20 protein-coding genes are annotated in these 23,911 nt (G+C 63.1%); 12 read left to right on the top strand and 8 right to left on the bottom strand.

Annotated features, from left to right (window positions below; all coding sequences use genetic code 11):
- Positions 1-111 precede the first annotated feature (111 nt).
- Both M0639_RS27800 and M0639_RS27795 read right to left on the bottom strand, forming a co-directional pair.
- A complete protein-coding gene (locus tag M0639_RS27800; protein ID WP_082893260.1) occupies positions 112-3,507 on the bottom strand; it encodes an ATP-binding protein in 3,396 nt (1,131 codons plus the stop codon).
- 76 nt (positions 3,508-3,583) lie between these two features.
- Positions 3,584-5,029, bottom strand: a complete 1,446-nt coding sequence (locus M0639_RS27795; RefSeq protein WP_064075086.1) for an MFS transporter — start codon at positions 5,027-5,029, stop codon at positions 3,584-3,586.
- 173 nt (positions 5,030-5,202) lie between these two features.
- Between M0639_RS27795 and M0639_RS27790 the strand changes: the two genes are divergently transcribed.
- From M0639_RS27790 to M0639_RS27775, 4 genes are all read left to right on the top strand, one after another.
- Positions 5,203-5,862 (top strand): response regulator, encoded by a 660-nt coding sequence (locus tag M0639_RS27790; protein WP_050654977.1) that lies wholly within the window; start codon positions 5,203-5,205, stop codon positions 5,860-5,862.
- Positions 5,859-7,553 carry a sensor histidine kinase gene (locus M0639_RS27785; RefSeq protein ID WP_064075085.1) on the top strand — a complete coding sequence of 565 codons (1,695 nt, stop codon included), beginning with the start codon at positions 5,859-5,861 and terminating at the stop codon, positions 7,551-7,553. Before M0639_RS27790 ends, M0639_RS27785 begins: the two co-directional genes overlap by 4 nt.
- A 74-nt stretch (positions 7,554-7,627) precedes the next feature.
- Positions 7,628-8,305, top strand: coding sequence for a GAP family protein (locus M0639_RS27780; RefSeq protein ID WP_064075104.1), 678 nt, complete (start codon positions 7,628-7,630; stop codon positions 8,303-8,305).
- A gap of 25 nt (positions 8,306-8,330) precedes the next feature.
- The gene (locus tag M0639_RS27775; RefSeq protein ID WP_064075084.1) at positions 8,331-9,905 is read left to right on the top strand and encodes a carboxylesterase/lipase family protein; all 1,575 of its coding nucleotides are present in this window, start codon (positions 8,331-8,333) and stop codon (positions 9,903-9,905) included.
- A 4-nt stretch (positions 9,906-9,909) separates the two neighbouring features.
- Here M0639_RS27775 and M0639_RS27770 read toward each other — a convergent pair whose 3' ends face one another.
- Positions 9,910-11,868 (bottom strand): AfsR/SARP family transcriptional regulator, encoded by a 1,959-nt coding sequence (locus tag M0639_RS27770; RefSeq protein WP_064075083.1) that lies wholly within the window; start codon positions 11,866-11,868, stop codon positions 9,910-9,912.
- A 98-nt stretch (positions 11,869-11,966) separates the two neighbouring features.
- On the opposite strand from M0639_RS27770, the gene M0639_RS27765 reads away from it, so the two are divergent.
- The gene (locus tag M0639_RS27765) at positions 11,967-12,845 is read left to right on the top strand and encodes an alpha/beta fold hydrolase (protein ID WP_064075082.1); all 879 of its coding nucleotides are present in this window, start codon (positions 11,967-11,969) and stop codon (positions 12,843-12,845) included.
- Positions 12,846-12,916: 71 nt separating this feature from the next.
- Positions 12,917-13,402 (top strand): hypothetical protein, encoded by a 486-nt coding sequence (locus tag M0639_RS27760; RefSeq protein WP_064075081.1) that lies wholly within the window; start codon positions 12,917-12,919, stop codon positions 13,400-13,402.
- Between the two features lie 33 nt (positions 13,403-13,435).
- On the opposite strand, the gene M0639_RS27755 is transcribed toward M0639_RS27760, so the two are convergent.
- On the bottom strand, positions 13,436-14,413 hold the full coding sequence (locus tag M0639_RS27755; RefSeq protein WP_064075080.1) for an ABC transporter substrate-binding protein: 978 nt from the start codon (positions 14,411-14,413) through the stop codon (positions 13,436-13,438).
- Between the two features lie 244 nt (positions 14,414-14,657).
- Between M0639_RS27755 and M0639_RS27750 the strand changes: the two genes are divergently transcribed.
- The 3 genes from M0639_RS27750 to M0639_RS27740 are packed head-to-tail and all read left to right on the top strand — an operon-like array spanning position 14,658 to position 18,556.
- Positions 14,658-16,211 carry an MBL fold metallo-hydrolase gene (locus tag M0639_RS27750; protein ID WP_003942885.1) on the top strand — a complete coding sequence of 518 codons (1,554 nt, stop codon included), beginning with the start codon at positions 14,658-14,660 and terminating at the stop codon, positions 16,209-16,211.
- A 14-nt stretch (positions 16,212-16,225) separates the two neighbouring features.
- Positions 16,226-16,891 (top strand): YoaK family protein, encoded by a 666-nt coding sequence (locus M0639_RS27745; protein WP_003943143.1) that lies wholly within the window; start codon positions 16,226-16,228, stop codon positions 16,889-16,891.
- Between the two features lie 39 nt (positions 16,892-16,930).
- Positions 16,931-18,556, top strand: a complete 1,626-nt coding sequence (locus M0639_RS27740) for a cation:proton antiporter (protein WP_064075079.1) — start codon at positions 16,931-16,933, stop codon at positions 18,554-18,556.
- On the opposite strand, the gene M0639_RS27735 is transcribed toward M0639_RS27740, so the two are convergent.
- A complete protein-coding gene (locus M0639_RS27735) occupies positions 18,557-18,994 on the bottom strand; it encodes a DUF2867 domain-containing protein (RefSeq protein WP_007730272.1) in 438 nt (145 codons plus the stop codon).
- A 53-nt stretch (positions 18,995-19,047) separates the two neighbouring features.
- On the opposite strand from M0639_RS27735, the gene M0639_RS27730 reads away from it, so the two are divergent.
- Together M0639_RS27730 and M0639_RS34985 are read left to right on the top strand one after the other, a co-directional pair.
- Complete coding sequence (locus M0639_RS27730) at positions 19,048-19,620, top strand: TetR/AcrR family transcriptional regulator (protein ID WP_054188282.1); 573 nt, start codon at positions 19,048-19,050, stop codon at positions 19,618-19,620.
- Positions 19,621-19,799: 179 nt separating this feature from the next.
- Positions 19,800-19,928, top strand: coding sequence for a hypothetical protein (locus M0639_RS34985; protein ID WP_003943237.1), 129 nt, complete (start codon positions 19,800-19,802; stop codon positions 19,926-19,928).
- A 61-nt stretch (positions 19,929-19,989) separates the two neighbouring features.
- Here M0639_RS34985 and M0639_RS27725 read toward each other — a convergent pair whose 3' ends face one another.
- Positions 19,990-20,874: an SDR family oxidoreductase gene (locus M0639_RS27725; RefSeq protein WP_064075078.1), complete on the bottom strand. Its 885-nt coding sequence runs from the start codon at positions 20,872-20,874 to the stop codon at positions 19,990-19,992.
- Between the two features lie 56 nt (positions 20,875-20,930).
- On the opposite strand from M0639_RS27725, the gene M0639_RS27720 reads away from it, so the two are divergent.
- Positions 20,931-21,257: a winged helix-turn-helix transcriptional regulator gene (locus M0639_RS27720; RefSeq protein WP_019745900.1), complete on the top strand. Its 327-nt coding sequence runs from the start codon at positions 20,931-20,933 to the stop codon at positions 21,255-21,257.
- Positions 21,258-21,265: 8 nt separating this feature from the next.
- On the opposite strand, the gene M0639_RS27715 is transcribed toward M0639_RS27720, so the two are convergent.
- Positions 21,266-22,327, bottom strand: coding sequence for an alpha/beta hydrolase (locus tag M0639_RS27715; RefSeq protein ID WP_082893263.1), 1,062 nt, complete (start codon positions 22,325-22,327; stop codon positions 21,266-21,268).
- 83 nt (positions 22,328-22,410) lie between these two features.
- The gene (locus M0639_RS27710; RefSeq protein WP_007730277.1) at positions 22,411-23,880 is read right to left on the bottom strand and encodes a cellulase family glycosylhydrolase; all 1,470 of its coding nucleotides are present in this window, start codon (positions 23,878-23,880) and stop codon (positions 22,411-22,413) included.
- Positions 23,881-23,911 lie beyond the last annotated feature (31 nt).

The following is a 23,911-nucleotide window of genomic DNA, read 5'->3' as shown; positions in this document are numbered from 1 at the left end:
CTTTCCTCATCCGTCTTTCGGTCAAGGGAAGGATGTCCGAACAGGCTTGGGTGGTTCTTGACGTATGTATCCCGAGCGGATCCAAGTTTTATCCAAGCGCATTCTCGCAGTTCAGGGCCATGTCGATCGCGCTCGTTCAGCTACGCCCCGCATGCCGAGTGTCTCCGATTCGGCCGCCACTTCCGTCAGCTCCCGTTCACGTTCGGCGGACGGCTCTCGAAGCAGCGCCCGAAGCAGTCGACAGCGCAGCAATGTTGGTGCTCCACCGGAGCCAGTTGCGATCTTCTCGGCCTGATCCAGGAGAGTCGATGCCTGCTCGACGTGACCGAGAAGCGCGTGCAGCCGAGCGGAGGCTTCGGCGACCGAGCCCAGTTCACCGACATGGCCCACCGTTGCGATGCAGCCGGTGTGTGGCGAGAGAAGTTCGATGAAGGTGTCGGCGTATTCGACCAGTTCCAGATCTGCCACGACGCGTGCAAGTAGTGTCTGGTGTCCCAATGTCGTCCACGTCTGTGGCCCGCGATTGATCAGCCACTTCTTGATGCCGTCGGAAGTGGCCTCGCGCTCGCCTCGGGCGGCGTCGATGGCGATGGTCCACGAATCAGGTTCCACGACACCGGGATCAGATTCGGCCAACGCACCTCGCTCCCATTCCAGAGTGTTGAACGCCAGATCTGCGCTGCCAGCCGTGTACAACTCCGTTTGCAGATGGATCTGCCTGGCCGTCTCGTACTGCCGGCGGGCTTGCGCGAAGTCTCCGTACCATTCGGCGAGAGTTGCTTCCATCCAGCGTAATTGGACCCGAACCACCGGGAGTCTCAGTAGCTCGCAGCCGATGATCCCCTGCCTGACGTGTTTGACGGCAGCATCGACATTGGCCAGATTCATCTCCGTCATGCTCGCGACGGCGTGTGCGACGACGCTGTCGACACGCGATTGTTGGTGCGGCAGTTCGAAAAGCTCGCGCAGTAGGCGCATGGACTCCGCGCTGTGCACCGCGACTCCGGAGAAAAGCAGAATCCGTCCGAGCAGCGCGTCCGCGATCACATCCGGATCGTCGAGTTCGCGGGCGATGTCGAGAGCACGGGCGCTCCATCGATTCGGGATCTCGGCTTCGGGGTGGTAGCAACTTCCCACCGCCAGCGCAGCAAGAACCCGTGCGTGAGCTGACCTGTCGTTCTCGACCAAGGGCTCGACCGCCGCGAGCCGTTCGAGCAGTGGTCCCGGATCGGTACCGTAGGAAACCCACGGCCACGCACCGGCGGCCCGAAGTAATGCGCCTGCCAGTCGTCCGACGGCGGAGGTTCGCCCCTCCCGAACAGCCTCGAGGAGACCGGCATTGACGACGTCGAGAACTGTCTGCCCTCGACCTGCGCGGGCGAGGGCCTCGACTCTGGCCACCAGCAGGTCGTCCCGATCGTCAGCGGATTGCTGGGACACCGGAAGTAAGTCGAACGCGCGGACAGCTGCCTCCCACCACTCGGCCGCGGTCTCCGAACTCCACCGATCGGTCGCATCCTGAGCTGCAGCCGTGCATGCCTCCAGAACGACGAGTGGATCGACCAGGGGAAGTGCTGACATCAGATGTTGCGCGCGGCGGCTCAGCCGGTCCGGATCGGAGGAATTTTCGAGCACTTCGGCAACTCGGGCATGTATCCGCTGGCGACGAAGCGTGGGTATCGCTTCGAGGACTTCGTCTCGGAGAAGGCCGTGAGCAAAGACGTAACCGCCGTTTGTCGAGTCCGCGACGATGATTCGTTCATCAGCAGCCGCGTCGAGATGGTCGGCGAGAGTGTCGACATCGAGACGGGTGGCTGCGGCGAGTGTGTACACCTCGATGGCGTCGCCGATAACTGCGGCAACCCGAAGAGCGTGCAACACTGCCGGTTCCACTGCGGCAAGGCGTCGACCGAGGACAGATCGAACGGCGACGGGGATGCCGTCGCCCAGTCGCTCGTTCCGGGGAAGCCTGGCGTACTCCGAGACGAACAGCGGGTTGCCGCCGGTTCGTTCCGCCAGGGTTCGCGCCTCCGCGTCGTCGAGCGTGTCCCCGGAGACGCACCTTGCGAGTGTTGCAACCTCGCCCTGCGCGAGCGCCGGCACAATCATGGTTCGGTTTCCTTCGCCGTGGAGTACGGCTTCCTCGAACTTGCGCACTGCCGGCCCGACTTCCGAGTCTCGGAGCGTCGACACGAACCAGACTCTGGCACTGGTCATTGCGCCGACCAGGTAGGTCAGGCAACGAAGGGACGTGGGATCGGCCCATTGAATGTCGTCGATGACGACGGTCAACAGTGCATCTTTCGCCGCAGCTTCGATGGTGGTGCGAACCCGTTCGTAGACGGCAAATCTCGCTTCGTCCGGATCGATGTCCGTCGGCGGCGTCAGTACGAAATCGGCGTCGGCTCCGAGTTCCCGAACCAGTCGGCGGATCGGCCACCACGGCGGCGTTCCGTCGTCCTCCGGGCAACGTGCCCAGACGGTGGCTCCTCGAATGGACGTTGTTCTCGACGAACACTCCTCGGCGAATCGTGTCTTGCCGATGCCGGCGGGGCCGGTCAAGATCAACCAGCGAGGTGAGCCACGGCGAACGTCGTCGAGCATCTTGTCGGCGACAATCGTCTGAGCGTCGCGCCCGACGAACAAGCGTGAGGAATCCGTCTCGGGCATCGCTGCTACGGCTGGGGGAGAAGCCGGGACCGACACTTGTTCGGCCCCCGTCCATCCCGGAGTGCGCGGCCAGGCGGCCAGGCCGGGTTCGTGGCGCAGGATCGCGCCTTGCAATGCTGTCAGCTCCCCGCCGGGCTCCAGTCCCAGCTCGGCGTCGAGCCGAGACGCGTGTAATCGAAACTGTTCCAAGGCTTCCGGTGACCTGCCCGCCCGATGCAGGGCAACCATTCGCAGCCAGCAGGTCCGGTCGCGGAACGGGTACTCGCCACAGAGTTGAGCAGCTTCGACCAGCGCGGGTGCCAGGCGCCCGAGAGCCAGAAGCGCCGTTATCCGGGTCTCCCGGCACTCGGTCCGCACTTCCTCGAAGGCTGCGGCTTCCACCTCCACCCAGTGCGCGTCGTTCAGGTCGTCGAGAAGCTGCCCCCGGACCGAGGCGAGGGCACGGTCAGCGGTCGTCAAAGCCTCCTGCCACCGTTCGTTCTCAGCGTGTTGTCGCGCCGTTTCGGCGTCGTCGAGAAACACCGACAGATCGACGTCTTCCGGAGCGACCTCGAGGACATAGCCAGGCGATTGACGCACTATCGGTGACGCCGTACCGGTTTCGACGCGTAGCGCTCGGCGCAGGTTGGAGATGTACGCCTGGATGCTTGCCATCGCACTCGCCGGTGCGTCGTCGTGCCAGAGAGCATCGATCAGCCGGTCGGTGGAGACGACGCGACCACGGTTGAGCAGTAGAACGGCAAGGACCGTTCGTTGTTTTCGAGGGCCCAGATCGATCACGTCGCTCGTCGCCGGACCCCGTGCGACCTCCAACGGCCCGAGCAGTCGATAGATCATCCGTTTCCCCTCGTACCTGCGGACGCAGGACGGTTCGATTCTAAGGAGCGAAATTCATACATGCAGAACAAAACGGTCAACTAGTTCTCGTCAACATCTGCTCGGATTCCTCGGAAAGAGTCTGGTTGACGCCGGTAGTGCGCAGCGTCGCCGCACAGACCAACGCACCGAGAGCTGCGATGAAGGCTGCGACAAACAGTGCCAACCGAAGTCCACCGACAAACTCGTCCGGTGATCCGCCGGGCAGCATCGACTGCGCCGGAAGGAAGGCGCCGAGCACGGCAACCCCGACTGCGATGCCGGTCTGCCGGAACGCGTCGTTGATCCCTGCGGCCAATCCGGAATGGTTCGAAGTGCTTTCGCCCAGAACCAACCCACTCATGACGGGGTTGAACACCCCGGCCCCCACGCACGCGACAACAAATCCGGGAAGTATCGCGTACGGCGAACTGGTCACGTCGACGACGGTCATCACGACCAGCCCCACCGAGACGAGTAGAAGCGAGCACGTCAACGAGACCGAGACGGGGATGCGCCCGTCCAATTTCGCGGTGGCGCCCGCGACGACGAACATCGCTATCGTCGCCGGTAGATACACCAGGCCGGCGTCCACGGGAGACAGATGCAGCACGTTCTGCAGGTAGATGGTCGTGTAGACGAACACCGCGAACAGGGAGGCGGAGATCGAGAACGCTGCGATCTGCGCTCCGGCGAAGGCCCGATTGGCGAGCAGATGCGGGGGCAGCATGGGCTCGGTGGTACGAAGCTCGTGCAGGGAGAAACCGATCATGGCGGCCGCGGCGATCACCGCGGCGATCATCGGCTGCGGCTCGAACCACCCATCCTCGTTACCGCGTAACAAACCGAACACCAGAGCTGCCAGGCCGGTGGACACCAGAATCTGCCCGGGCACGTCCGCGCCGCGAGGCCGAGGATCGCGTGACTCGGGAACCCACCGCACCGTCATCGCCAGTGTGATCAACCCGATCGGAACGTTGATCAAAAAGATTGCGCGCCAATCCAACAACTCGGTGAGCAACCCGCCCACCAGTGGGCCGACGGCAAACGCGCCCCCGATCGTGGCGCCGTATGCAGCCAGAGCAGTCGCGCGCTGGGGACCCTTCTCGAACACGTCCGCCAGCAAGGCAAGTGAGCAGGCGAAGAGTACGGCACCGCCGATACCCTGAGCGGCCCGCGCGAGGTCGAGCACCCAGATGTTCGGCGCCAGAGCGCAGAACAGAGATGCCGTGGTGAACCACAGAATGCCGATGATGAAAACATGGCGTCGACCCCGTCGGTCTGCCCACGATCCGGCGCTGAGAACCACCGTCGCCAATGCCAGCGTGTACGCGTCGATCACCCATTGCAGGGCGCTGACTCCGGTATCGAGATCGGATGCGATCGACGGCAGGGCGGTGTTGACGACGGCGATGTCGAGCATGAGCATTGCGGTGCTCACGCATACTGCCAGCAAAGTGGCTCGTCGTACTGCGGTGTTCTTCGGGGTGATCGGTGCGGTCATGGCCCGTCCTGATGGTCGAAGGGGTGTGGACTCGGAACACCCTGCGCCCCGACGCTTGGGACATATCGGGCGAAATGCTTGGAACCCGCATGGTTGATAACTGCCGTGTTACTCGGAATCCGTCACCACCTGCTCGGTCGAATACGCACTCTCCCAACGGTTAATCTCTGGTCATGGAGACCAGCCAGTGGGTGCGACGGGTGTTGGTGGTGGAAGACCAACCACTGATGCGTGCGCTCGTCGGTGACACGCTCACACACGCCGGGTTCGTGGTCCATACGGCCGGATCGGCGGTCGAAGCGCTCACGGAGTTCGACGGATTCGATCCTGACCTCTTGGTCACGGACATCGACCTTGGCGTGCGGCCGAACGGCGTCGATCTCGCGAACATCGTCACCGTGAAGGCTCCGCATTGCGCGATCGTGTTCCTGACGAACTACCCCAACGCATCGACAGCGCCAGGTTCTGCGGGTGTGCCGCCGAAATCGCTGTTCGTGGACAAGGCGGCTGTCCAGTCGGCGGATCAGTTGATCGGCGTAGTGGAGGCCGCGTTGACGGAAACCGAGCCACCGACGCTCGGGAGTGATCCGGACTCCGCCTTGTCGAGCCTCACCAGATCACAGCTCGATCTTCTGCGTTACATCTCGCTCGGGTGGTCGAACAGCGCAATCGCAGCGCATCGTGGGTCCTCGATCCGAGGTGTGGAGAAGCTCATCGCGCGCACTCTCGAGAGCCTGGGATTGACGCACGATTCGTCCACCAATCCGCGAGTGCTTGCTGCGAGTATCTTCATCCGCCATTTCGGTGTGCCCGAAGTGACCGACTCGGTGTGAACCCGCGCGAGTGGTGGCTTCGTCTCGGTGATCGGAACATCGTCACCAAGTGGTCCTGGATTCTGACGCTGCCGTTCGCGGTGACCGTGATGGCCAACTACTACCTGTGTACCGGGGTGCGCGAAGTAGGCGTGATGGCAGTCGGCGCCTTCGCGACCCACTGCGTTGTCGGGGTGATGCTGCTGATGGCGAGGGCTGTTCTTGCAGCACACCGATCGCAGCTCGCAGCCCTGGCCCTGTTCGCAATGATCGGCGCGATCCGCCCGTTCGTCCTCGACGCGATCACCCGCTCGCTCGAACTCCCCGTCGACCCCAGACCGATGCTCGTCCGGGTGGGACTCAACGTCGTGTGCAGCGTTGTCTTCTTGTCGTTGACCGCCGTACTGGTAGGCGCTCTCCGTGACCGCCTCGCGCTGCAACGGAGTTTGAAGGTTGCCGGGGCCGCCGTCCAACTCCAGCAGACCCGGGATCGATTCCGCCTCGACCAAACCCGTGCGCAGTGTCGGCGAGAGCTCGAGCGCAGTATCGAGACAGTCATGCACGCGGTTGCTGAAACGGAACTCGAGGGAGTACGAGGAGCAGCGCTCTTGAAGCGAATCTCCGACGACGTGGTTCGCCCGATGAGTCATCGACTGTTCCGGGAGATTCCCCCGATCGAATCACCGACGCCGACTGTGCGGCTGACGGCGAGAGATCGACTGATCGGCGTCGTACGCAGCGTTGAACCGGCGCCACTGTACGTACCGGTGTTCGCGTACACGGCACTGGTGACCGTCTACCTGCTCACGACTTACGGCGTGACGTTCACGGCGGTCCAGCTCGGCGTCGGTTTCTGGCTCTTCGTCGGTGGCAATGCGTGCGCTCGCCGAGTTGTCAGCAGCGGAGACGGCCCTCTGAGACGGATCGCGACTCTTTCTGCGGTGTACTGCTCGAGTGCGCTGATCAGCAGTACCGCGACGTGGCTGCTCCTGACGGTGTTCGGCCGTACCCCGACTTTCTATCTCTCGTCGATGGCCGTCTACCCGTTGGTTGCGCTGTCCGTCTGCCTGATCAGGGCTGCGGATACGCAGCGTCAGGACGAGGAGCGTCAACTCCGCAGTGCCCTGAGCCGGCAAGCGCTCGATGCAGCTCGTATCCATGCCGAGCTCATGCACACCCGACGTGGACTGGCCAGGTTGTTGCACTCGTCGGTGCAGGGCGAACTCGTAGCGGCCGCATGGTCTTCGGACGCCGTTGCCGGTCGCCCAGTCGATGTTGCGGCAACCATTGCCCACATTCTCGACGGCTTGGAAAGCGACCTGTCTGCGTCATCCGATCAGTCGGCTGACTCCGATGCCCGAAAGCGTATCGATGATCTTGTCACGGTGTGGCGCTACGCAATTCCGGTCGTCAGTCACGTCGACGACGAAGTCTGGGCGGTGATCGGTTCCGGCTCCGCTCGGCTCGACAGCGTGGTGGAGATCCTGTCGGAGGGACTGACCAACGCCGTGAAACACGGTGCAGGAGGGCCCGTCTTCCTCGAGGTGACACTCGCCGATGCTCGGGCGGTAGTAGTGCGGATCAGTTCGCCGGGTCGGCTGCCGGTGGCACGGGACTCAGGGATCGGGCTTGAATCGCTCGCCGGTACGGTAACGTCCCTCGAACTTGTCGAAGAGGAAGACCGGGTGGTCCTCACAGCCGTGCTTCTGTGACACCGTGAGTGGCGATGTCGTGGAGGCCGAACGTTTCGCCAATGGCCGGATTGGCCGCTTGTACGGTCGCAGAAATGGAATCGATTACTGCGCAGCTCATCCCACTCGCCACCGGCGTCGTCATCAGCCCGATTCCTCTGGTTGCGATCATCGCGATCCTGCTGTCCACTCGGGCGAAGGCAAATGCATTCGCGTACACCGCGAGCATCGTGCTGGCCGCGACAGCGATCACAGCAGCGACGGCACTTTCGACCACCGGAGTGGAATCGAAGTCCAGCGGCAGCGCGCATACCGTCCAGACGGTGTTCGCCGTCGTGTTCACTGTCGGTTTTCTGGCGCTCGCATACTCGAGTTGGCGTAGCCGTCCGAAAGACGATGCCGAGCCGGCGATGCCGTCGTGGCTGGCGCAGATCGACTCGATGCAACCGGGCAAAGCTGCGGTCCTGGGACTGTTGTTGACCGTACCCAACGCGAAGAACCTGCCGCTCGAACTCAAGGCAGGTTCGATCATCGGTGGCGGGCACCTCGGCTGGGTATCAGTGGTCGCGTACTCCGTCCTGTTCGCGGTAGGGGCGTCCATCGCTTTGATCGTGCTGTCAGCATTGGCTACCGTGCCCTCGGCGAAGGTGACCGATGCACTGAGCGCCACCAAAAGCACTCTGATCCGCCACAATGCAGCAATCATGACCGTTTTGTTCCTGATGCTGGCAGCATTGGAACTCTCGCACGTTGTCGAAGCCCTGTCGAAGTAGCAACTTGTTTTCGAGGAGAAATCGAATGACGATCACACCCAGCGAAGCGCCGGTAGTCGAGACAACGTGCGGGCCGGTTCGAGGATCGACGGAAGGCTCGGTGTCGAGTTGGAAGGGGATTCGTTACGCGGCACCTCCGGTCGGTCCGCTGCGATTTCGCGCGCCGGTTCCGCCGAAGCCCTGGACCGAGGTCCAGGACGCAACAGAATTCGGGCCGTGTGAGCCGCAAAGTCGACTCGCGATGATCCCGCTCGGTGAGAACGTTCCGATGGACGAAGACTGCCTGTTCCTCAACGTGTGGGCACCGGGCGCCGTCGGTTCTGATGCGCCGGGTAAACCGGTGATGGTCTGGATTCACGGCGGAGCGTATTTCCGCGGAGCGTCCAGCCAACCACTTTTCGACGCAACCACATTGGCTGAGAACGGCGACGTTGTCGTCGTCTCGATCAACTACCGCATCGGTGTGTTCGGCTTCGTCGATTTCTCGTCCTTCAATTCGAGTGAACATACCTTCGAGCCCAATGTCGCTCTCCGCGACATGATTGCAGCGCTGCAATGGGTTCAAGGCAACATCGCGGCTTTCGGTGGCGATCCCGACAAAGTGACGTTGTTCGGCGAGTCGGCAGGTGGCGGCGCGGTGACGACGCTGATGACCGTCCCGTCCGCTCGCGGCCTGTTTCATCGCGCTATTGCCGAAAGTTCGCCCGCCACTTCGGTGTACGGTAGTGAACGTGGTGAGATCGTCGCGAAGCTGTTTCTCGAGATCTTCAGCGGCGGAAGCGATCTGGGTCTGTTGCGGTCCACGTCTGCCGAAGACTTGATCGGGCCGTCGGACGAACTGTTTGCTCGCGTCCCCCAGGAGACGCCTGGCACTTTGGCGTTCGCGCCGATCGTCGACGGTGATCTGCTCCCTGACTACCCGGTGCGCGCGTTCCGTCACGGCAATGCACACCCGATTCCGCTGATCATCGGAACCAACAAGGACGAATCTTCGCTCTTCCGGATGATGAAGTCGCCGTTGATGCCGATCGATCCCGTCGTGATCACGTCGATGTTCGCGGAGATCGCCGACGAGCATCCAGGACTCGAGCTACCGGATCATTCTCAAATCGAAGGCGCGTATTCGGGACTGTCCAAGGTGGGCGCCGGTCTCGGTTTGACCCGTGATTTCGGATTCCGGCTGCCTACGTTGTGGATCGCCGAGGCGCACAGCAAGGTTGCGCCGACGTGGTTGTATCGCTTCGACTACGCGCCGCCGATGCTCAAGGCGCTGAAGATCGGTGCGACCCACGGCACCGAACTTGCCTACGTCTTCGGCAACATCAACCACGGGGCACGAGACATCACCTACAAGTTGGGTGGCTTGAGCGCGGCGCGTCATGTCTCTGAGCGCATGCAGGCGAGGTGGTTGGACTTTGCCAGAGCTGCAGGCGATTACGACGCCGGGGACCATCGCGAACTGGGTGCGGACCCGGGGTGGCCCACTTACGACACCGACACACGCTCGACACTGTTGATCGACAAACGCGATGCCGTCGTCGCTGATCTCGACCGCGAGATCCGGGAGGCGTGGGGTGAGACGGTGATTGCATTCACCTGACGGTTCAGCCCTGCTCCAATTCGGCCAGGTAGTGCGAGACGGGTCCCACGGTGAGCATTCCGCTTCCGGCGCCGGCTATTTCGGCGGCGGCAGGTAGGAGCGCCGCTCGCGCACGCTCCTTGGCTCGACGGTCGCCGACTGCAGTGGCAGCTGCGGCAGCCATGCACCACAGTGCCTCGGAGAGTAGGTCTTCGGGCGGGTCCGGCAATGCCTCGACGGCCTTCGCTGCTTCGTTCGTCTGCCCCTGTGCGATGAGCAGGTGTGGCCGGGCCCAGGGTTCGTACGGGCCCCACTGCGTGGTCGGGTCGAAAATCGCCGGCAGTCCCCGCCATACGCGGAGGGCGAGAATCGCGAGAGGGAGTATGCCGTCCGCGAGACCCGGCATGCCGGCATCGGAAAGATTGACCGCCGCAGCCTCGTACAGCTTCTCGCAGTGCGCGGCCTCCGCGCCGGTAGCGGCAGTACGCACAGCGCGAAACCAGGTGGTGAACACCGCTGCCAACGGGCGTTCGTGACGTCCGGCCAATCGATCAACCGTCTCGGCATGTAGCTCGGCTGCATCGAATTGCCCAAGGGCGCTGAGGGCTTGCATGCGGATCAGATGGCCGAGGATCTCGAAGGTAGCCAGGCCGTGTCGAATGGCGAGGTCGACCAGTTCACGGCCGATGTCGTCGCGCTCGGAGGCCAGACCGGTAGTCCAGAACGTCTGCATGAACAATCCGTTCAGAGCGAAGGCCAAGAGCCCTGGATCGTCGAGAGCGCGACCGATCTGTACTGCGGCACGGGCACATTCGAGACCGTGATGACCGGGCAGTCCGCGCGATTCGAGTGCGATTGTCGCCAACAGTCTCGCCCGAGCGGGTTCGTTGCCGGCCGGAAGTCGATCGAGAGTGCGCTGAGCGGCCTCGACGATCTGCGTAGCCTGCCGAGGATCGTCGGATCGCGTCCAGATCCCGGGCACGTCGTAATTGCCGATGATCCGCGCGGTGAGTTCGACGTCGTCCAATTGTTCAGCGGCGCCGATGATTGTCAGTCGTTGGTTTCGGGCAGTCTCGAGTCCGCTTCCGCCCGCAACTGCCAAACTTCGGAGGAGGCCGACGGTTGACTCCAGTCTCGATTTCGATCCTGCCGCTACGGTCCGGTCGTACGCTGCCGAAACCTGACTGAAGATCTGTTCTGCCCCTGCAGGATCCAGGTGGGTTTCCCGGCGGAGAATGTCGGACTCGAGGTCGTTCAGTCGTGGGCCAGGGTCGATGCCCAACTCTTCGGCGAGTAACTTCCGTGCGCGACGTAGGACTGCCAGAGCATCGCCTTGACGATCGGACCGGTACAGCGCGAGAGCGAGTAGTCGCCAACCATCCTCGCGCCAAGGGTGTTCCGTCACGTGGGCATCCAGATCGGGAATCGCTTCGGCAGCTCGCCCGAGATCGAGTTGCGCGGATGCCAAGCGTTCGACGGCAGTCAGACGCAGTTCCTCCAAGCGCGATCGCTCCGTTCGGGCCCAAGGCTCGTCGGCGAACTCCGCGTAGGCCGGCCCTCTCCACAGTTGCAGCGCGGTTCGGAGCAGTTCGAGTGATTGCGCCGGCGTCGAATCTGCGGCTTCTCGCACCAGTCTTTCGAATTCCCAAGCGTCGACCGCGTCGGGTGCTGCATGAAAGGCGTAACCGGGCCCTTCGGTGACAATGACTTTGGGCTTCTTTCGCGGCGCGCGATCCGGTTCGAGCGCACGCCTCAATGCGGAAACGAACGTACGTATTGCGCTGGTAGCGCCGGACGGAGGATCGACCCAGAGGTCGTCGACAATCACGTCCACGGGAACAACACGTCCGCGGGCGACGACGAGACGAGCGAGGACCGCTCGGTGTCGTGGACCCTTCAGATCGATCTGGTGTGAAGACTCGTTCCACGCGACCACGGGTCCGAGCACTCCGAAAGCCGGGGCTTCAAATGTGTGGTCTCGCATTTCCCCACGCTATCGCGCTCATCGAACGCTCATCGACTGCGGCGAAGCTGATTGCCATCACCCCGACCTGCCATCACCCCGACTAACGAGAGCGATCGATGACTATCACCATTCCAGGCTTCGACTACCAGCAGATTTCCACAGCAGACGGAGTGCGGCTCAACGTCGCGGTCGGCGGAAGCGGAACACCACTCGTCCTTCTGCACGGCTTCCCTCAGACTCACCTCATGTGGCGTCACGTAGCCACTGCCTTGGCGTCGGATCACACCGTCATCTGCCCGGATCTCCGCGGATACGGAGCCAGCGACAAACCGGTCGAGGAAAACCCGGACACCTACTCCAAACGAACAATGGCTGCCGACATCGTCGAGGTGGCCAGGAAATTGGGACACGAGAAGTTTGCCCTCGTCGGCCACGATCGTGGCGCACTGGTTGCCGTCAGAGCGGGGATGGATCATCCGAATGTGATCACGCAACTCGGCTCGCTGGACGTGCTCCCCACCCTGGATATGTGGGACATCCTGCATGGATCGAATGCTGCTGTGGCGTTCCATCTCTATCTCATGGCTCAGCCACCTGGTCTTCCCGAGCAGATGATCAGCGCCAGCGCCGACGCGTTCTTCGAGTACTTTCTCGACGTGTGGACGCAGAACCGCGAAGCGATTCCGGTAGACGTGCGGGCGGAATACCTGCGCGCCTCACGGGAGGCGGTGCCGTCGATCGTTGCCGATTACCGGGCGTCGGCAGGCATCGACATCGAACACGATCAGTCCGATCGGGAGGCGGGCAACCAGCTGCACATGCCGGTCACGGTCATTCAGCAGGACTGGGGCTCGATGCTCGGCTACGACGCCGAGGCCCTGTGGAAAGCGTGGGCGCCCGATCTCGAGCACCGCACGCTGTCCGCAGGTCACTTCATGGCAGAAGAGGCGCCTGCCGAAGTGGTCGAGGCGATCCGGACCCTACTCGAGAGGTAGTTTTGACGCTTCTCGGCTGTCGAGGTACTGGCGAGCGCATCACGTGCGTCGCGAATGGACGAGGGGGATCGATGGGTTTCTCGCTGCACTTCATGCGAATGACGAAGGACGTGCAACTCGATGTTGATCGGGCGGCGGTCGCCGCTTTCCTCGATCAGCACGGGCTGCGCGTGGTCGAGAGCCCGTACGGAGGCGAGATCGTCGACCGTGACGACAGGGCATTGACGATCGACGGGGCCTTCTCCGACCTTCATCTCGACTCGCTCGAGCAGAGCGATCCACTCAGTGGTGGAATCTTCCACGCGACGCTGTCGCCTGCCGAGTGCGCGTTCGTCTACGACCTCTGCGCGGCGGCTGGGTTCCTGATCGTCAACCCCCAGGGTGACCCGACGTTTCTCGTTCCCCAGCGCAATCACGAGCCCGACGACGTTTCCGAGTTGGAGGACGTCGTCTGGGTCGACAGCGCCGAGGAACTGGCGCGGGCGCTCACCGGTGGTTTCCAAGCGTTCCGCGAGTTTCGGGACCGTGTGACAGGACGAGCCGCCGGTGCCGAATGATCGGGGCCCCGTCGGGTTGACGAAGGTCGGGTTCTACCGCTTGACCCCGGCCGCCAAGTCGTCGACGAGAACCTTGGCGGTCAAGGCGTATCCCGCGGCCTTGTAGTAGTCGAAGGGAATCACTCGACCAGCCTGCGCGGCGGGCAGACGCTGCCACGTCGGCGAGGTGTACACGCTGCCGGAGGCGCTGCGATCCAAGGCGAAGATGACGTCGGCTTCTTCGAGACGGTTGAACTGCTCCGATCCGAGCATCACGCGAAGGTCGGGGCCTTCACGGAGCACCTCGAATCCCAGGTCCTCGGCGACGGCGGTGCGGAAATCGTTCTGGAACCACGCGATCTGATCCTCCGCGGCGGCGACGAAGGCAACCTTCTTGCCGGCCATCAGCGGTTCGACGGTCGGGCGGACCTGAGCTACATGGGCGTCGTACTCGGCGAGTACTTCTTCGGCGCGATCGCTGCGCCCGATGCCGGTGAGGAAGTCCGACATGACCTTCCGCCACTCCGGGGTGAAGTCCTTGCCGACGGGCAGGACCGGTGCGATCTGCTGCATCCGGTCGTTGCCGTACGACCCGGTGTCCCACCAGCCGGCGCTGAGGACGAGAAGGTCGGCGCCGAGAGTCGAGATGTATTCGAAGTTGGGATCCGAAGCACCTTCGGCGAAGATCTCGACACCCGTGGCATCCGGGACCTCACGGCGTAGGTGTTCGGCTGCGCCGGTCGGGTAGGCGGTCACCGGGTATCCGGCGAGGATCGACAATTCGAGGCCGTCCCGCGGGTCGAGGGCAACGACGTTCTGCGGGTCCGTCGGAATGATCAGCTTCTCGTCGCCGCGCGTGAACTCGAAGGTCTCCGCGTACTCGGGCGTCGAACTTTCCGTGCTGCCGCAGGCGGCGAGAAACGCGGCCGCAGCGACGCCCGCGCCGACGCCGAAGAAACCGCGTCGCGTCAGGTTGTCCACGATCGCCCAGTAGTCGCGATCGGTCGTGGAGGGAGAAAGGAGTCGAGTCATGCTTGTTAGGTTAGCCTTAGGGGCTGTCTTCGGGAATGCTGAAACAGCTCCCGCGAACGCCAAGAAATACGGCGAACACGCCAGCACAGAGAGTGTTGTCCGCGTCACCGGCAGGTCTGATTCACAACCCACTTTCGACCTCTGACGTGCATGACGTCACAACCGGCCGCCTCCTCGATCGCGATTTGGCCCTGATCGCGCCGACTATGCTGAGTTGACCAGCAGTACGATTTCGGAGGTTGCAATGCAGATCACCAGCGTCGGCCACGCAGGATTTCACATCCAGACCGAGGCCGGATCCATCCTGTGTGATCCATGGGTGACCCCGACGTATTTTGCGTCCTGGGTGCCGTTCCCCGACAACACAGAGTTGGACTGGGACGCGCTGGGCAACTGCGACTACCTCTACGTCTCGCACCTGCACAAGGACCACTTCGATCCGAAGAATCTGATCGCGCACGTCAACAAGGACGCCACAGTCCTGCTCCCCGATTACCCGGTGCCGGACCTCAAGCGTGAACTCGAGAAGCTCGGCTTCCACAAGTTCTTCGAGACGGAAGACTCCGTCAAACACACCGTCAGCGGTCCCAAGGGCGATCTCGACATCATGATCATCGCTCTGCGCGCTCCCGCGGACGGTCCGATCGGTGACTCGGGCCTCGTCGTCTCGGACGGGGAAACCACCTGTTTCAACATGAACGACGCCAGGCCCGTCGACCTGGACCCGCTGACCGACGCCTTCGGGAAGGTCGACATCCATCTGCTGCAGTACTCGGGCGCGATCTGGTACCCGATGGTCTACGACATCCCGAAGGGCACCAAGCGCAACTTCGGCAAGCAGAAGCGTCAGCGCGGCATGGACCGCTGCCGCAACTACATCTCCCAGGTCGACGCTGCCTGGGTTGTCCCGTCGGCCGGCCCGCCGGTCTTCCTCGACGACGACCTGCGTTACCTCAACGACGATCACGGCGACGAGGGAAACATCTTCCCCGACCAGATCACGTTCCTCGAGCAGATGCGCATCAACGGCAACGATCGTGGTCTGCTGATGATCCCCGGCTCGGCCGTCGAACTTCGCGGAAGCGAGAAGGTCGCGCTGACGCATCCCATCCCGGACGCAGACGTCGACAAGATCTTCTCCAACAAGGCCGAGTACATCGAGAAGATGGCGCAGAAGATGGCACCGGTCATCGCCGCGCAGAAGGCCACGTGGGCTCCGGCCGAAGGCGAGCCGCTGCTCGACGGTCTCAAGGCCAAGTTCGAGCCGATCATGGCTCAGTCCGATCTGATCTGCGACGGAATCGGCTACCCCGTCGGACTCGTGATGGGAGAGGAGACGGTCGTCCTCGACTTCCCGAAGCGGATCGTTCGTGAGCCCATCGACGGAGAAGGTAAGTACCGCTACGGCTTCCGCATCGCTCCCGAACTGGTTCGCACCGTTCTGCGCGACGACGAGCCCGACTGGGTCAACACCATCTTCCTGTCGACACGCTTCACGGCGTGGCGCATCGGTGGGTACAACGAATTCCTCTACACGTTCTTCAAGTGCCTCACCGACGAGCGCATCGCGTACGCCGACGGCTGGTTCGCCGAGGCCCACGACGACAGCGCGTCTATCGAGTTGGGCGGGTACGAGATTCAGCGTCGTTGCCCCCACCTCAAGGCGGACCTGTCGAAGTTCGGTGTTGTCGACGGCACCAACCTCACCTGCGATCTGCACGGCTGGCAGTGGGATCTCGAGACCGGCCGCTGCAAGACGTCCAAGGGCCACGAGCTGCGCACCAGCAAGCTGAGCTGAACCGAGCTCGTCGGGTGACGGGATACAGCAGGTCGCTGATCGGCCTGGCGACAGCGCTCGCCGGGTTGGCCGGTTACGTCGACGCGCTCGGATTCATCACGCTCGGTGGGCCTTTCGTTTCGTTCATGAGCGGCAACATGACGCAGGCGAGCGTCGCATTTGCCGACGGGGTGTGGTCGACCGCGAGAGTTGCCGGCGGAATCATCGTGCTCTTCCTCCTGGGAATCGCGCTGGGAACCGTCGTCACCCACTTCACGGAGCGCTATTCGGTCCGGGCTCGCAAGGTCACGGTGCTCGCGGTTGTAGCCGGGCTGCTGTCCATCGGTTCGGTGATGAGCAGCCTCGACGTCACCCCCGGCGCGATCTCGGCGATGGCCTTGGCGATGGGAGCCGTCAACTCGGTGTTCCAGCGCGACGGCGAGGTGACGATCGGTGTCACGTACATGACCGGTGCGCTGGTCAAGATGGGCCAGCGTCTGACCGGAGCCTTTCTGGGTGGCCCGAAGTGGGCGTGGCTGCAGCACTTCGGGATGTGCGCGGGGTTGATCGCGGGCGCGGTGGTCGGTGCGCTCGTTCATCGGTGGATCGGTCTTCACGCTCTGTGGCCCGCATCGGCGTTCACGGTTGTTCTGATCGCCGTTGCCTGGCAGGTCTCGCCCCCGTCTCCGGCAAAGGTGTAGAAAGAGCCAGACACAAATCCGGGGGTACAGGGGGAAGCAGTGGACGCTCTGATCATCGTGGTGCTCGGTCTGCTCGGAATCGTCGCGGCCTCGACGCTCGGAGCGCGGATCGGAGTCGCAGCACCGTTGATTCTGGTGATGGCCGGGATCGTTGTCAGCCTCTTACCATTTGTCCCAGCAGTGGACATCGACCCGGAATGGATTCTGGCAGGCGTGCTTCCACCACTGCTGTACTCCGCCTCGGTCTCGATGCCGTCGATGGAGTTTCGGCGTGAGTTCGGTGCCATCGGTGGGCTTTCCGTTCTGCTCGTGGTCGTGAGTGCGCTTGTTCTCGGTGTGTTCTTCTCCTGGGTGATACCAGGACTCGGTATCTGGTGGGGCATTGCACTCGGTGCGATCGTGAGCCCGACGGATGCCGTCGCGACGTCCATCGTCAAGAAACTCCCGGTCTCGCCGCGGGTGGTGTCGATCCTCGAAGGCGAAAGCCTGCTCAACGACGCCACCGCTCTGGTCCTGTTGCGTACTGCCATCGCCGGGGCCGCCGTATCGGTGTCGCTGTGGAGTGTGTTGGGCAAGTTCGCTTTTGCCGTCGTCGTGGCCGCGGTCATCGGAGTTGTCGTCGGCAAGGTCAACCTGATGGTTCGCGCCCGTGTCACCGATTCGACGGTCAACACGGTCATCTCGTTCACGGTGCCGTTTCTGGCGGCGATCCCCGCCGAAGAGTTGGGTGCGTCAGGGTTGGTTGCTGCCGTCGTGGCCGGGCTCGTCACCGGCTACGACGCTCCTCGGAAGCTGTCACCGCGACACCGGTTGTCCGACTCCCAGAACTGGCGCACAGTCGAATTGGTCCTCGAAGGTGCGATCTTCCTGGTGATGGGCCTCGAACTCTCGTCGATAGTCGACGATGTCCGGGTCGACCACGAGGGCATATCCACGGCGGTCTTCGTGGCGGCGGGTGCACTGTTCCTCACGATCTTGGTGCGGGCTCTGTACGTGGCCCCGCTCCTGCGAGCGCTCCAAGCGCGGGCGAATTTTCGTGAACGCATGAAACCCAGACTCTCCGACATCGCGAATCGCCTCGACAATCCCGAGGATTACCCGCCAGACGAACGACGCAGCAGGCGCCGGGCACCTTCGGCGAATCAGATGGAAAGGTTCAAGGTTCGGGTTCGGCGGACGGTTGCCGATATCGACTACTACCTTGCTGCGCCGTTGGGATGGCGTGAAGGCACGATCGTCATCTGGGCCGGCATGCGCGGGGCGGTCACTCTGGCTGCAGCGCAGACTCTGCCGGAAGACACCCCGAGTCGATCGCTCCTGATCTTGGTTGCGTTCCTGGTGGCAGCAGGCTCGTTGATCCTTCAGGGAGGAACGTTGAAGCGCGTCGTAGTGGCGACCGGTCCGGCAGCGCAGGACCTCACCGAATCCGAACTAGACGAGCATCGCAGGTTGCTCGACCTCCTCGAAGATGCTGCTGCGAGTGTCGTTCCGCCAGAGGGTCGGTCGAAGAAGAGGATCCGCCTCGACGTGATCGACGCGCAGCGTCAGGCACTGCTCGACGCACGTGACGATGGCGTGTTCGACGCACGGATGCTCGGATCGGCACTTGCCGCGCTGGATGCCGATCAGATCAGCCTCGAACTCAAGGGCGGTCCGGATGGTTGATCACGTGCACAGTCGCTTTCGAGCGGACGTCATCATTGCCCGCGTGATCACGCCGTGCAGTACCTGAACGGGTGCGAAGTAGATTCGGCCCGCGCGGTTCTTCAGCTCCACGGCGGTGACGACGTGCAGGAGGCCGGCGTCGTTGTCGGCCTGAACCGAGGCGACGAATCGTAGGTGTTTCTCGTCCGCTTCGATGAGGGCCTCGCCGTCGGCGATCTTGTCGACGGCAAAGGTGTCGGGGCGTCCCTTGGCGATGCCGAGCAGTCCGACTATCCGCTCCCTGAGCCAGAACATCGCGAGGACGGGTGCGGGGACATTCCTGACGTCGAAGACTGCCTGCGCCCACTCCTCGGATGTATGGGTCGGAACAGACGGGATGGTGATCGTGGTGGCTTCTGCCCAGTCCGGTGCAGGCATTGCCTTGAAAGCGAGTGTCATTTCGTCCTCCGTACGGTGCCGTATGGAACTTACCCATACGGTACCGTACGGAGGTGACGAATGCCCGCGCCCGACTCTCTCGTGACCAGTGGATCGATGCAGCTTTCCAGGCTCTGACAAGCCATGGGCCTGATGCAGTTGCAGTGGAAAAGGTGGCGCGCACGCTCGGATCGACCAAGGGTTCCTTTTATTGGCACTTCGCCAACCGCGACGAATTGCTGCAAGCTGCGCTCGGCCGGTGGGAAGTTTTGGCAACCGAGAGACTGATCTCCTCCGTCGAGTCCTCTGGTGAACCGGCGGAGGTGAGGTTGCGTCGTCTGGTGGATTCGGTCACGACCGGATTGGCCGGTCGCCGTGCGGAGTTGGAACTGCTTGCCGGGATCGACCATCCTTTGGTTTCGGCGGCGGTTCGACGTGTCACCGAGCGTCGAGTTACCTACATCGTGACGTTGTTGGTCGATCTGGGGATGGACAGGCAGAAAGCGGAACATCGTGGCGTACTTGCGTATTCGATGTACCTGGGGCAGATGCAACTGGTGCACAGTGCGCCCGATGCGGTTCCTCGCGGCGATGTGGACGCTCACGCGCTCGCCGACGAGTTCGTGAACATGGTTCTGGCCAGGTAAGTCCGCCGTCGAACGCAGCGTGATCTGCGCATCACCCTGCGCTTTCAGGTGAGGGACCACACATTGCGCGTAACCCATAGTTACAGATACTTTGAGGTCAGCTGAAGTGGGGTGCCGGATATGTCGACATTTCTCGGAGGCGCAAAACCGTTTCACGACAGGAAGAAAGGTGACTCACCATGAGCGTTGTGCTTATTTCGTTGCTGGTCGCCGCTGGACTCACCGTGCTGGCCACCAGTGACGGTGCCGGTCTGGACTTCGGGAGTCGGCAGCTGAACCGCCAGTTGAAGACCCGCACGCACCGGTAACCCCGGAAATCGGCCGGCTCCACGCGATACTTCGCGGAGCCGGCCGTTTGCGTTGTTCCGGTCAGTTCACTCCGAGATCTACCAGCCAGGCCCGGGTGCTGCGGGCGACGATGCCCAAGGCAACGGCAGAACCCGTCGCGGAGTCGAACGCGACGCTGTCGGCAGATTCGAGTCCCGTGTAGAGCTGGGAAACCCCGGCTGCTGCGCCCCCTCCGATGATCGGCGCAATCGACGCACCGAAGGCATCGGGCGTCACGGCTTCGAAAGTTACCGCGCGCGAGAAGTGTTCGGCGAATGCCTCGGCGAGTTCGACGCCGGTGATCGCCGGAATCTGTCCGATGTCGACCGCGTCCGGTGCTACGTCGAGAGTCAGGGCCGCAACGGCTGCATCAGCGACGTCGAGATGTGAACTCCATGCGACCGCGAGATCGGCACGCAGTGGGTAACGCAGGACCCCTTCGTCTTTCACCCCCGACAGCACGGTGGGCAGAAGAAGATTCTCGAGGAACAAACGCGGGGTCAGGACGGTCACCGCGATACCTTCGGCGCGGAGTCCGTCGACGAGCTCGGAGAGAACGGGTGTGTTGGGACCGGCAAGCGGCGAAGTAGCGTCGCGGGTCACCGTGCCGCTGGTAGAGATCACGAACCGCGAAGGACGTGTCACTCTTGCTGCTGCCAGAACGTTGTGGGCGTAACCAGCTAGCGTCTCGGTGTCACCGGCGAGTGGCAGGTGGAAGAACACCCCGTCTACCCCGCGATAAGCATCGGCGAGAGAGTCGGCTGACGCATTGTCCGCGACGACGGTGTTCGCACCCTCGAACGTCTGGTCGGGGTTGCGGGTGATTGCTCGGACTTCGGCACCTGTAGATCCGGCGAGAGCCGCGACCAATCCCGCGAGAACGGGAGAACCCTGTGCGCCGGTGGCGCCATGCACTGTGTAAGTCATGACGCCTATAGTTCAGATTGGGAACCAGTTACTTCAAGTGAACTAATGGGGAATCGATGAGTGAATCAGGTCACGTGCTTCCGGAGTGCGGCGTCGCGCGCTTTCTGCTGGTTCTGGACGGACCGTGGGCAACGCTGATCGTTCGTGAGCTCACGCACGGCCCGATGCGCTTCACGGAACTACGACGCGCATTGCCCGGCATCAGTCCCAGGACACTTTCCGCCAGACTCAAGCGATTCGAGGAGTTCGATCTGGTGACCCGGACTGCCTACGCCGAGGTGCCGCCGCGAGTGGAGTACGAACTCACCGCGACGGGGATGGAACTGCGCTCCGTGCTCGAAGCGATGGTCGAGTGGGCGGATCTGGCACTCCCCGTTTCGTGACCCTGCCCTCAGTGCGGGCCCGAAAGTCCAACCCGCAGAGCGCCGCAGGCCTCGAACATCGCATCTTGACCGGTATGGCCGACACCGGTGGTGTTGACGAAGGCATGGATCAATCCACTGTGACGCCTGAGTGCAACCGGGACTCCGGCCTCTCGCAGCCGGTTCGCGTATTCCTCACCCTCGTCGCGTAGTGGGTCGAAACCGGCGACGGCAACGTACGCGGGCGGTAGGCCGGCCAGGTCCGGAGTGAGCAGCGGTGAGACTCGCGGGTCGAGAGCCGAAGCGCCGCCCGACAGGTAATGGGCTGCATACCAGTCGAGTTGGGCGTCGGTGAGAAAGAAGTCGGTGCCGAACATCTTGTGCGAAGGGCGCTTCGACGAAAGGTCCACCCAGGGGAAGAAGAGCAGTTGGAATACTGGTTTGACGTCGTCTTCGGTCGTGGACTGCGCGACGACGGCAGCCAGGTTCCCGCCCGCGCTGTCTCCGCCTACCGCAATGGATTTCGGATCTGCACCCAGATCTGTGGCATGCTCGACGCAGTACCGGAATGCGGCGACGGCGTCATCGACCCCGGCGGGGAACGGGAACTCCGGTGCTAACCGGTAGTCCACCGACAACATACTGACCTCGCCGTGGCGGGCCAGGAAGCGGCACACACTGTCGCCGCTCTCGAGGCTGCCGAGGACGAACCCGCCGCCGTGGAAGTACACCAAAAGTGGAGCGGGCGTTGAGACTCCGGCCGGGCGATACAGCCGAGCCGGAATCGCGTGATCCCCGGCCGGGATCTCGAGGTCACGTACCGTCTCGATGTCGATGGGCGTACCGCCGAACAGTCGCGATTCGGCGTCGATCTGAGCCCGTCCCTCTTCGACCGGAAGATGCTCGAAGCTCGTACCTTCGACCGCTGAGAGCAATCTCAGCGCAAGCTGGATCTCGGGGTGCAGAGTCTGCCCGTCGATCTCCTTCGGCTTGCCACCGAGAATGCGCTGCGCGCCGGTCGGTAAGGCGCCGACGACATCGAGCACCACCCGCGCAACACGATCTTGGACAGACATCTTCTCCGTGGACATACTCGCCTTCCGTCGGCCGATCACCCGTCGCTTGTACGTTACGAAAGAACCGGACAAATATCCAGGAATCTCGGCGCTCGCGGTCAGCTTGCCGGCGTCACCGTGACTGTGACGGGGCCCGCGTCGTCCGCGGTTTCCACTGTGAGAAGCCGGCTTTGGGGGTTCCAGTTCACGATGTCGGCGCCCGCGACGTCGACGCCGCCGGGAAAGCCGCTCTCGGGTAGATAGATCTCGGTCGGTGCCGTTACCGCGGGGTTCGGGGTGAACGTCAGCTGAAGGCGGTCAACGGTCGAGGACCATTCGGTGGGTGTGCCCGCGACGGCACGCGGATACGGCTTGTTCAGGGTGTCGACGAGGAGTGTCTGCGATCCGTCCGGCAGGTACGGGCCCCAAGGACCTGGATCACTGGACCAGTAGGAGACACCCGCGCCGAGGTCTCGGGCGGTCGTGTAGACGCGGTCGATGTAGTCGGTTGCGCCGGGCAGTGTTGTGTCGAGCCCGAATTCGCCGAGAATGATCGGAACGCCGCCGAGTACGTTGCCTGCGATGTGTTCGACGCTGTCGCGCCAGGTGTCGATGGTCGCGTCGGTGAGTGTGCGTGAGAGGCCGGAGTATCCGTCACCGAGGTCGAGGGGCAGCGGGTACAGGTGTGGGCAGTAGGCGATTCGCTGTTCGCCGGCTCGTGGGTCGTTGATCTTCGTGAGCCCGCTGGGGACACCTTGGTTGACGCCGACGGCCTGCGGGGCCACACACACCCAGCTGTCCTGATCAACTTCCCTGATGGCGTTGGTGGTTCGCTGATACAAGGCAGCGAGGGGCCCACCTTCGAAGGCGGGGCCTTGGAGGGAACCGCCCCACGGCTCGTTCATCAGGTCGTATGCCACGACGGTGTCATTGCCTGCAAAACGTTCGGCCACCGCCTGCCAGGCGTTCGCGTAGTGCTCGACCAGTTCGGGATGTTGGCCGGTGGTGTTCCAGAAGTTGTCGAATGCACGCATCACACCGGGTTGGACGTAGTACAGCTCCCACCGGTCTTGAGGGCTGACCGGAAGGCCGTCCATGTAGGTCGCCCAGGCCGGCGCGCCGTTGCCGATGTTGCCGGCGCCGTTGCCACTGTTGCCCTCTGGTGTGATCGCGCCGGAGTAGACGTCTTGATGCATGTCGAGCATGACCTTGTAGCCGCGCTCGGCGTACCAGCTGACTCGGTCCTCGACGCGGTCCAGATATTCCTGGTCGTACTGTCCCGGCTCTGGCTCCACCGAACGCCAGGAGATCAGGAAACGCACGAAATTTGTTCCCATGTCGGCATGTTCGCGCTCGAGATCGGCTTCGGTGAACTTCGGCATGCCGTCGGGTGCGCTCTTTGCGCTCGACGCCGTGTTGAACCCTCGCAGGATCAAGGAGCGCCCGGCGTCGTCGGTCAGGTACGACGGTGGCACCGACGTGCCATCGGCGCTCCCCGACGTGGGCAGGCTGCCCTGAGCCGCGGCAATTCCGCCGCCCAGTATCAGTGAGCCCGCGACTATCAGTGCTGAGAGCGGGATACGACGCACGGAAACTCCTTCTGGGTGTGTGGATGGATTG

The organism is Rhodococcus qingshengii JCM 15477 (assembly GCF_023221595.1).
GTDB classification, from domain to species: Bacteria; Actinomycetota; Actinomycetes; order Mycobacteriales; family Mycobacteriaceae; genus Rhodococcus_F; species Rhodococcus_F qingshengii.
The sequence above is the reverse complement of the archived record's forward strand: the minus strand, read 5'-3'. Positions and strand labels throughout refer to the sequence as shown.

Coding starts and splice junctions, on each gene's coding strand:
- M0639_RS27780 (WP_064075104.1), top strand. CDS start 7,628: ATGGAATCGATTACTGCGCAGCTCATCCCACTCGCCACCGGCGTCGTC.
- M0639_RS27720 (WP_019745900.1), top strand. CDS start 20,931: ATGAGTGAATCAGGTCACGTGCTTCCGGAGTGCGGCGTCGCGCGCTTT.
- M0639_RS27755 (WP_064075080.1), bottom strand. CDS start 14,413: ATGACTCGACTCCTTTCTCCCTCCACGACCGATCGCGACTACTGGGCG.
- M0639_RS27790 (WP_050654977.1), top strand. CDS start 5,203: ATGGAGACCAGCCAGTGGGTGCGACGGGTGTTGGTGGTGGAAGACCAA.
- M0639_RS27735 (WP_007730272.1), bottom strand. CDS start 18,994: ATGACACTCGCTTTCAAGGCAATGCCTGCACCGGACTGGGCAGAAGCC.
- M0639_RS27750 (WP_003942885.1), top strand. CDS start 14,658: ATGCAGATCACCAGCGTCGGCCACGCAGGATTTCACATCCAGACCGAG.
- M0639_RS27765 (WP_064075082.1), top strand. CDS start 11,967: ATGACTATCACCATTCCAGGCTTCGACTACCAGCAGATTTCCACAGCA.
- M0639_RS27715 (WP_082893263.1), bottom strand. CDS start 22,327: ATGTCCACGGAGAAGATGTCTGTCCAAGATCGTGTTGCGCGGGTGGTG.
- M0639_RS27775 (WP_064075084.1), top strand. CDS start 8,331: ATGACGATCACACCCAGCGAAGCGCCGGTAGTCGAGACAACGTGCGGG.
- M0639_RS27725 (WP_064075078.1), bottom strand. CDS start 20,874: ATGACTTACACAGTGCATGGCGCCACCGGCGCACAGGGTTCTCCCGTT.
- M0639_RS34985 (WP_003943237.1), top strand. CDS start 19,800: ATGAGCGTTGTGCTTATTTCGTTGCTGGTCGCCGCTGGACTCACCGTG.
- M0639_RS27770 (WP_064075083.1), bottom strand. CDS start 11,868: ATGCGAGACCACACATTTGAAGCCCCGGCTTTCGGAGTGCTCGGACCC.
- M0639_RS27800 (WP_082893260.1), bottom strand. CDS start 3,507: ATGATCTATCGACTGCTCGGGCCGTTGGAGGTCGCACGGGGTCCGGCG.
- M0639_RS27760 (WP_064075081.1), top strand. CDS start 12,917: ATGGGTTTCTCGCTGCACTTCATGCGAATGACGAAGGACGTGCAACTC.
- M0639_RS27795 (WP_064075086.1), bottom strand. CDS start 5,029: ATGACCGCACCGATCACCCCGAAGAACACCGCAGTACGACGAGCCACT.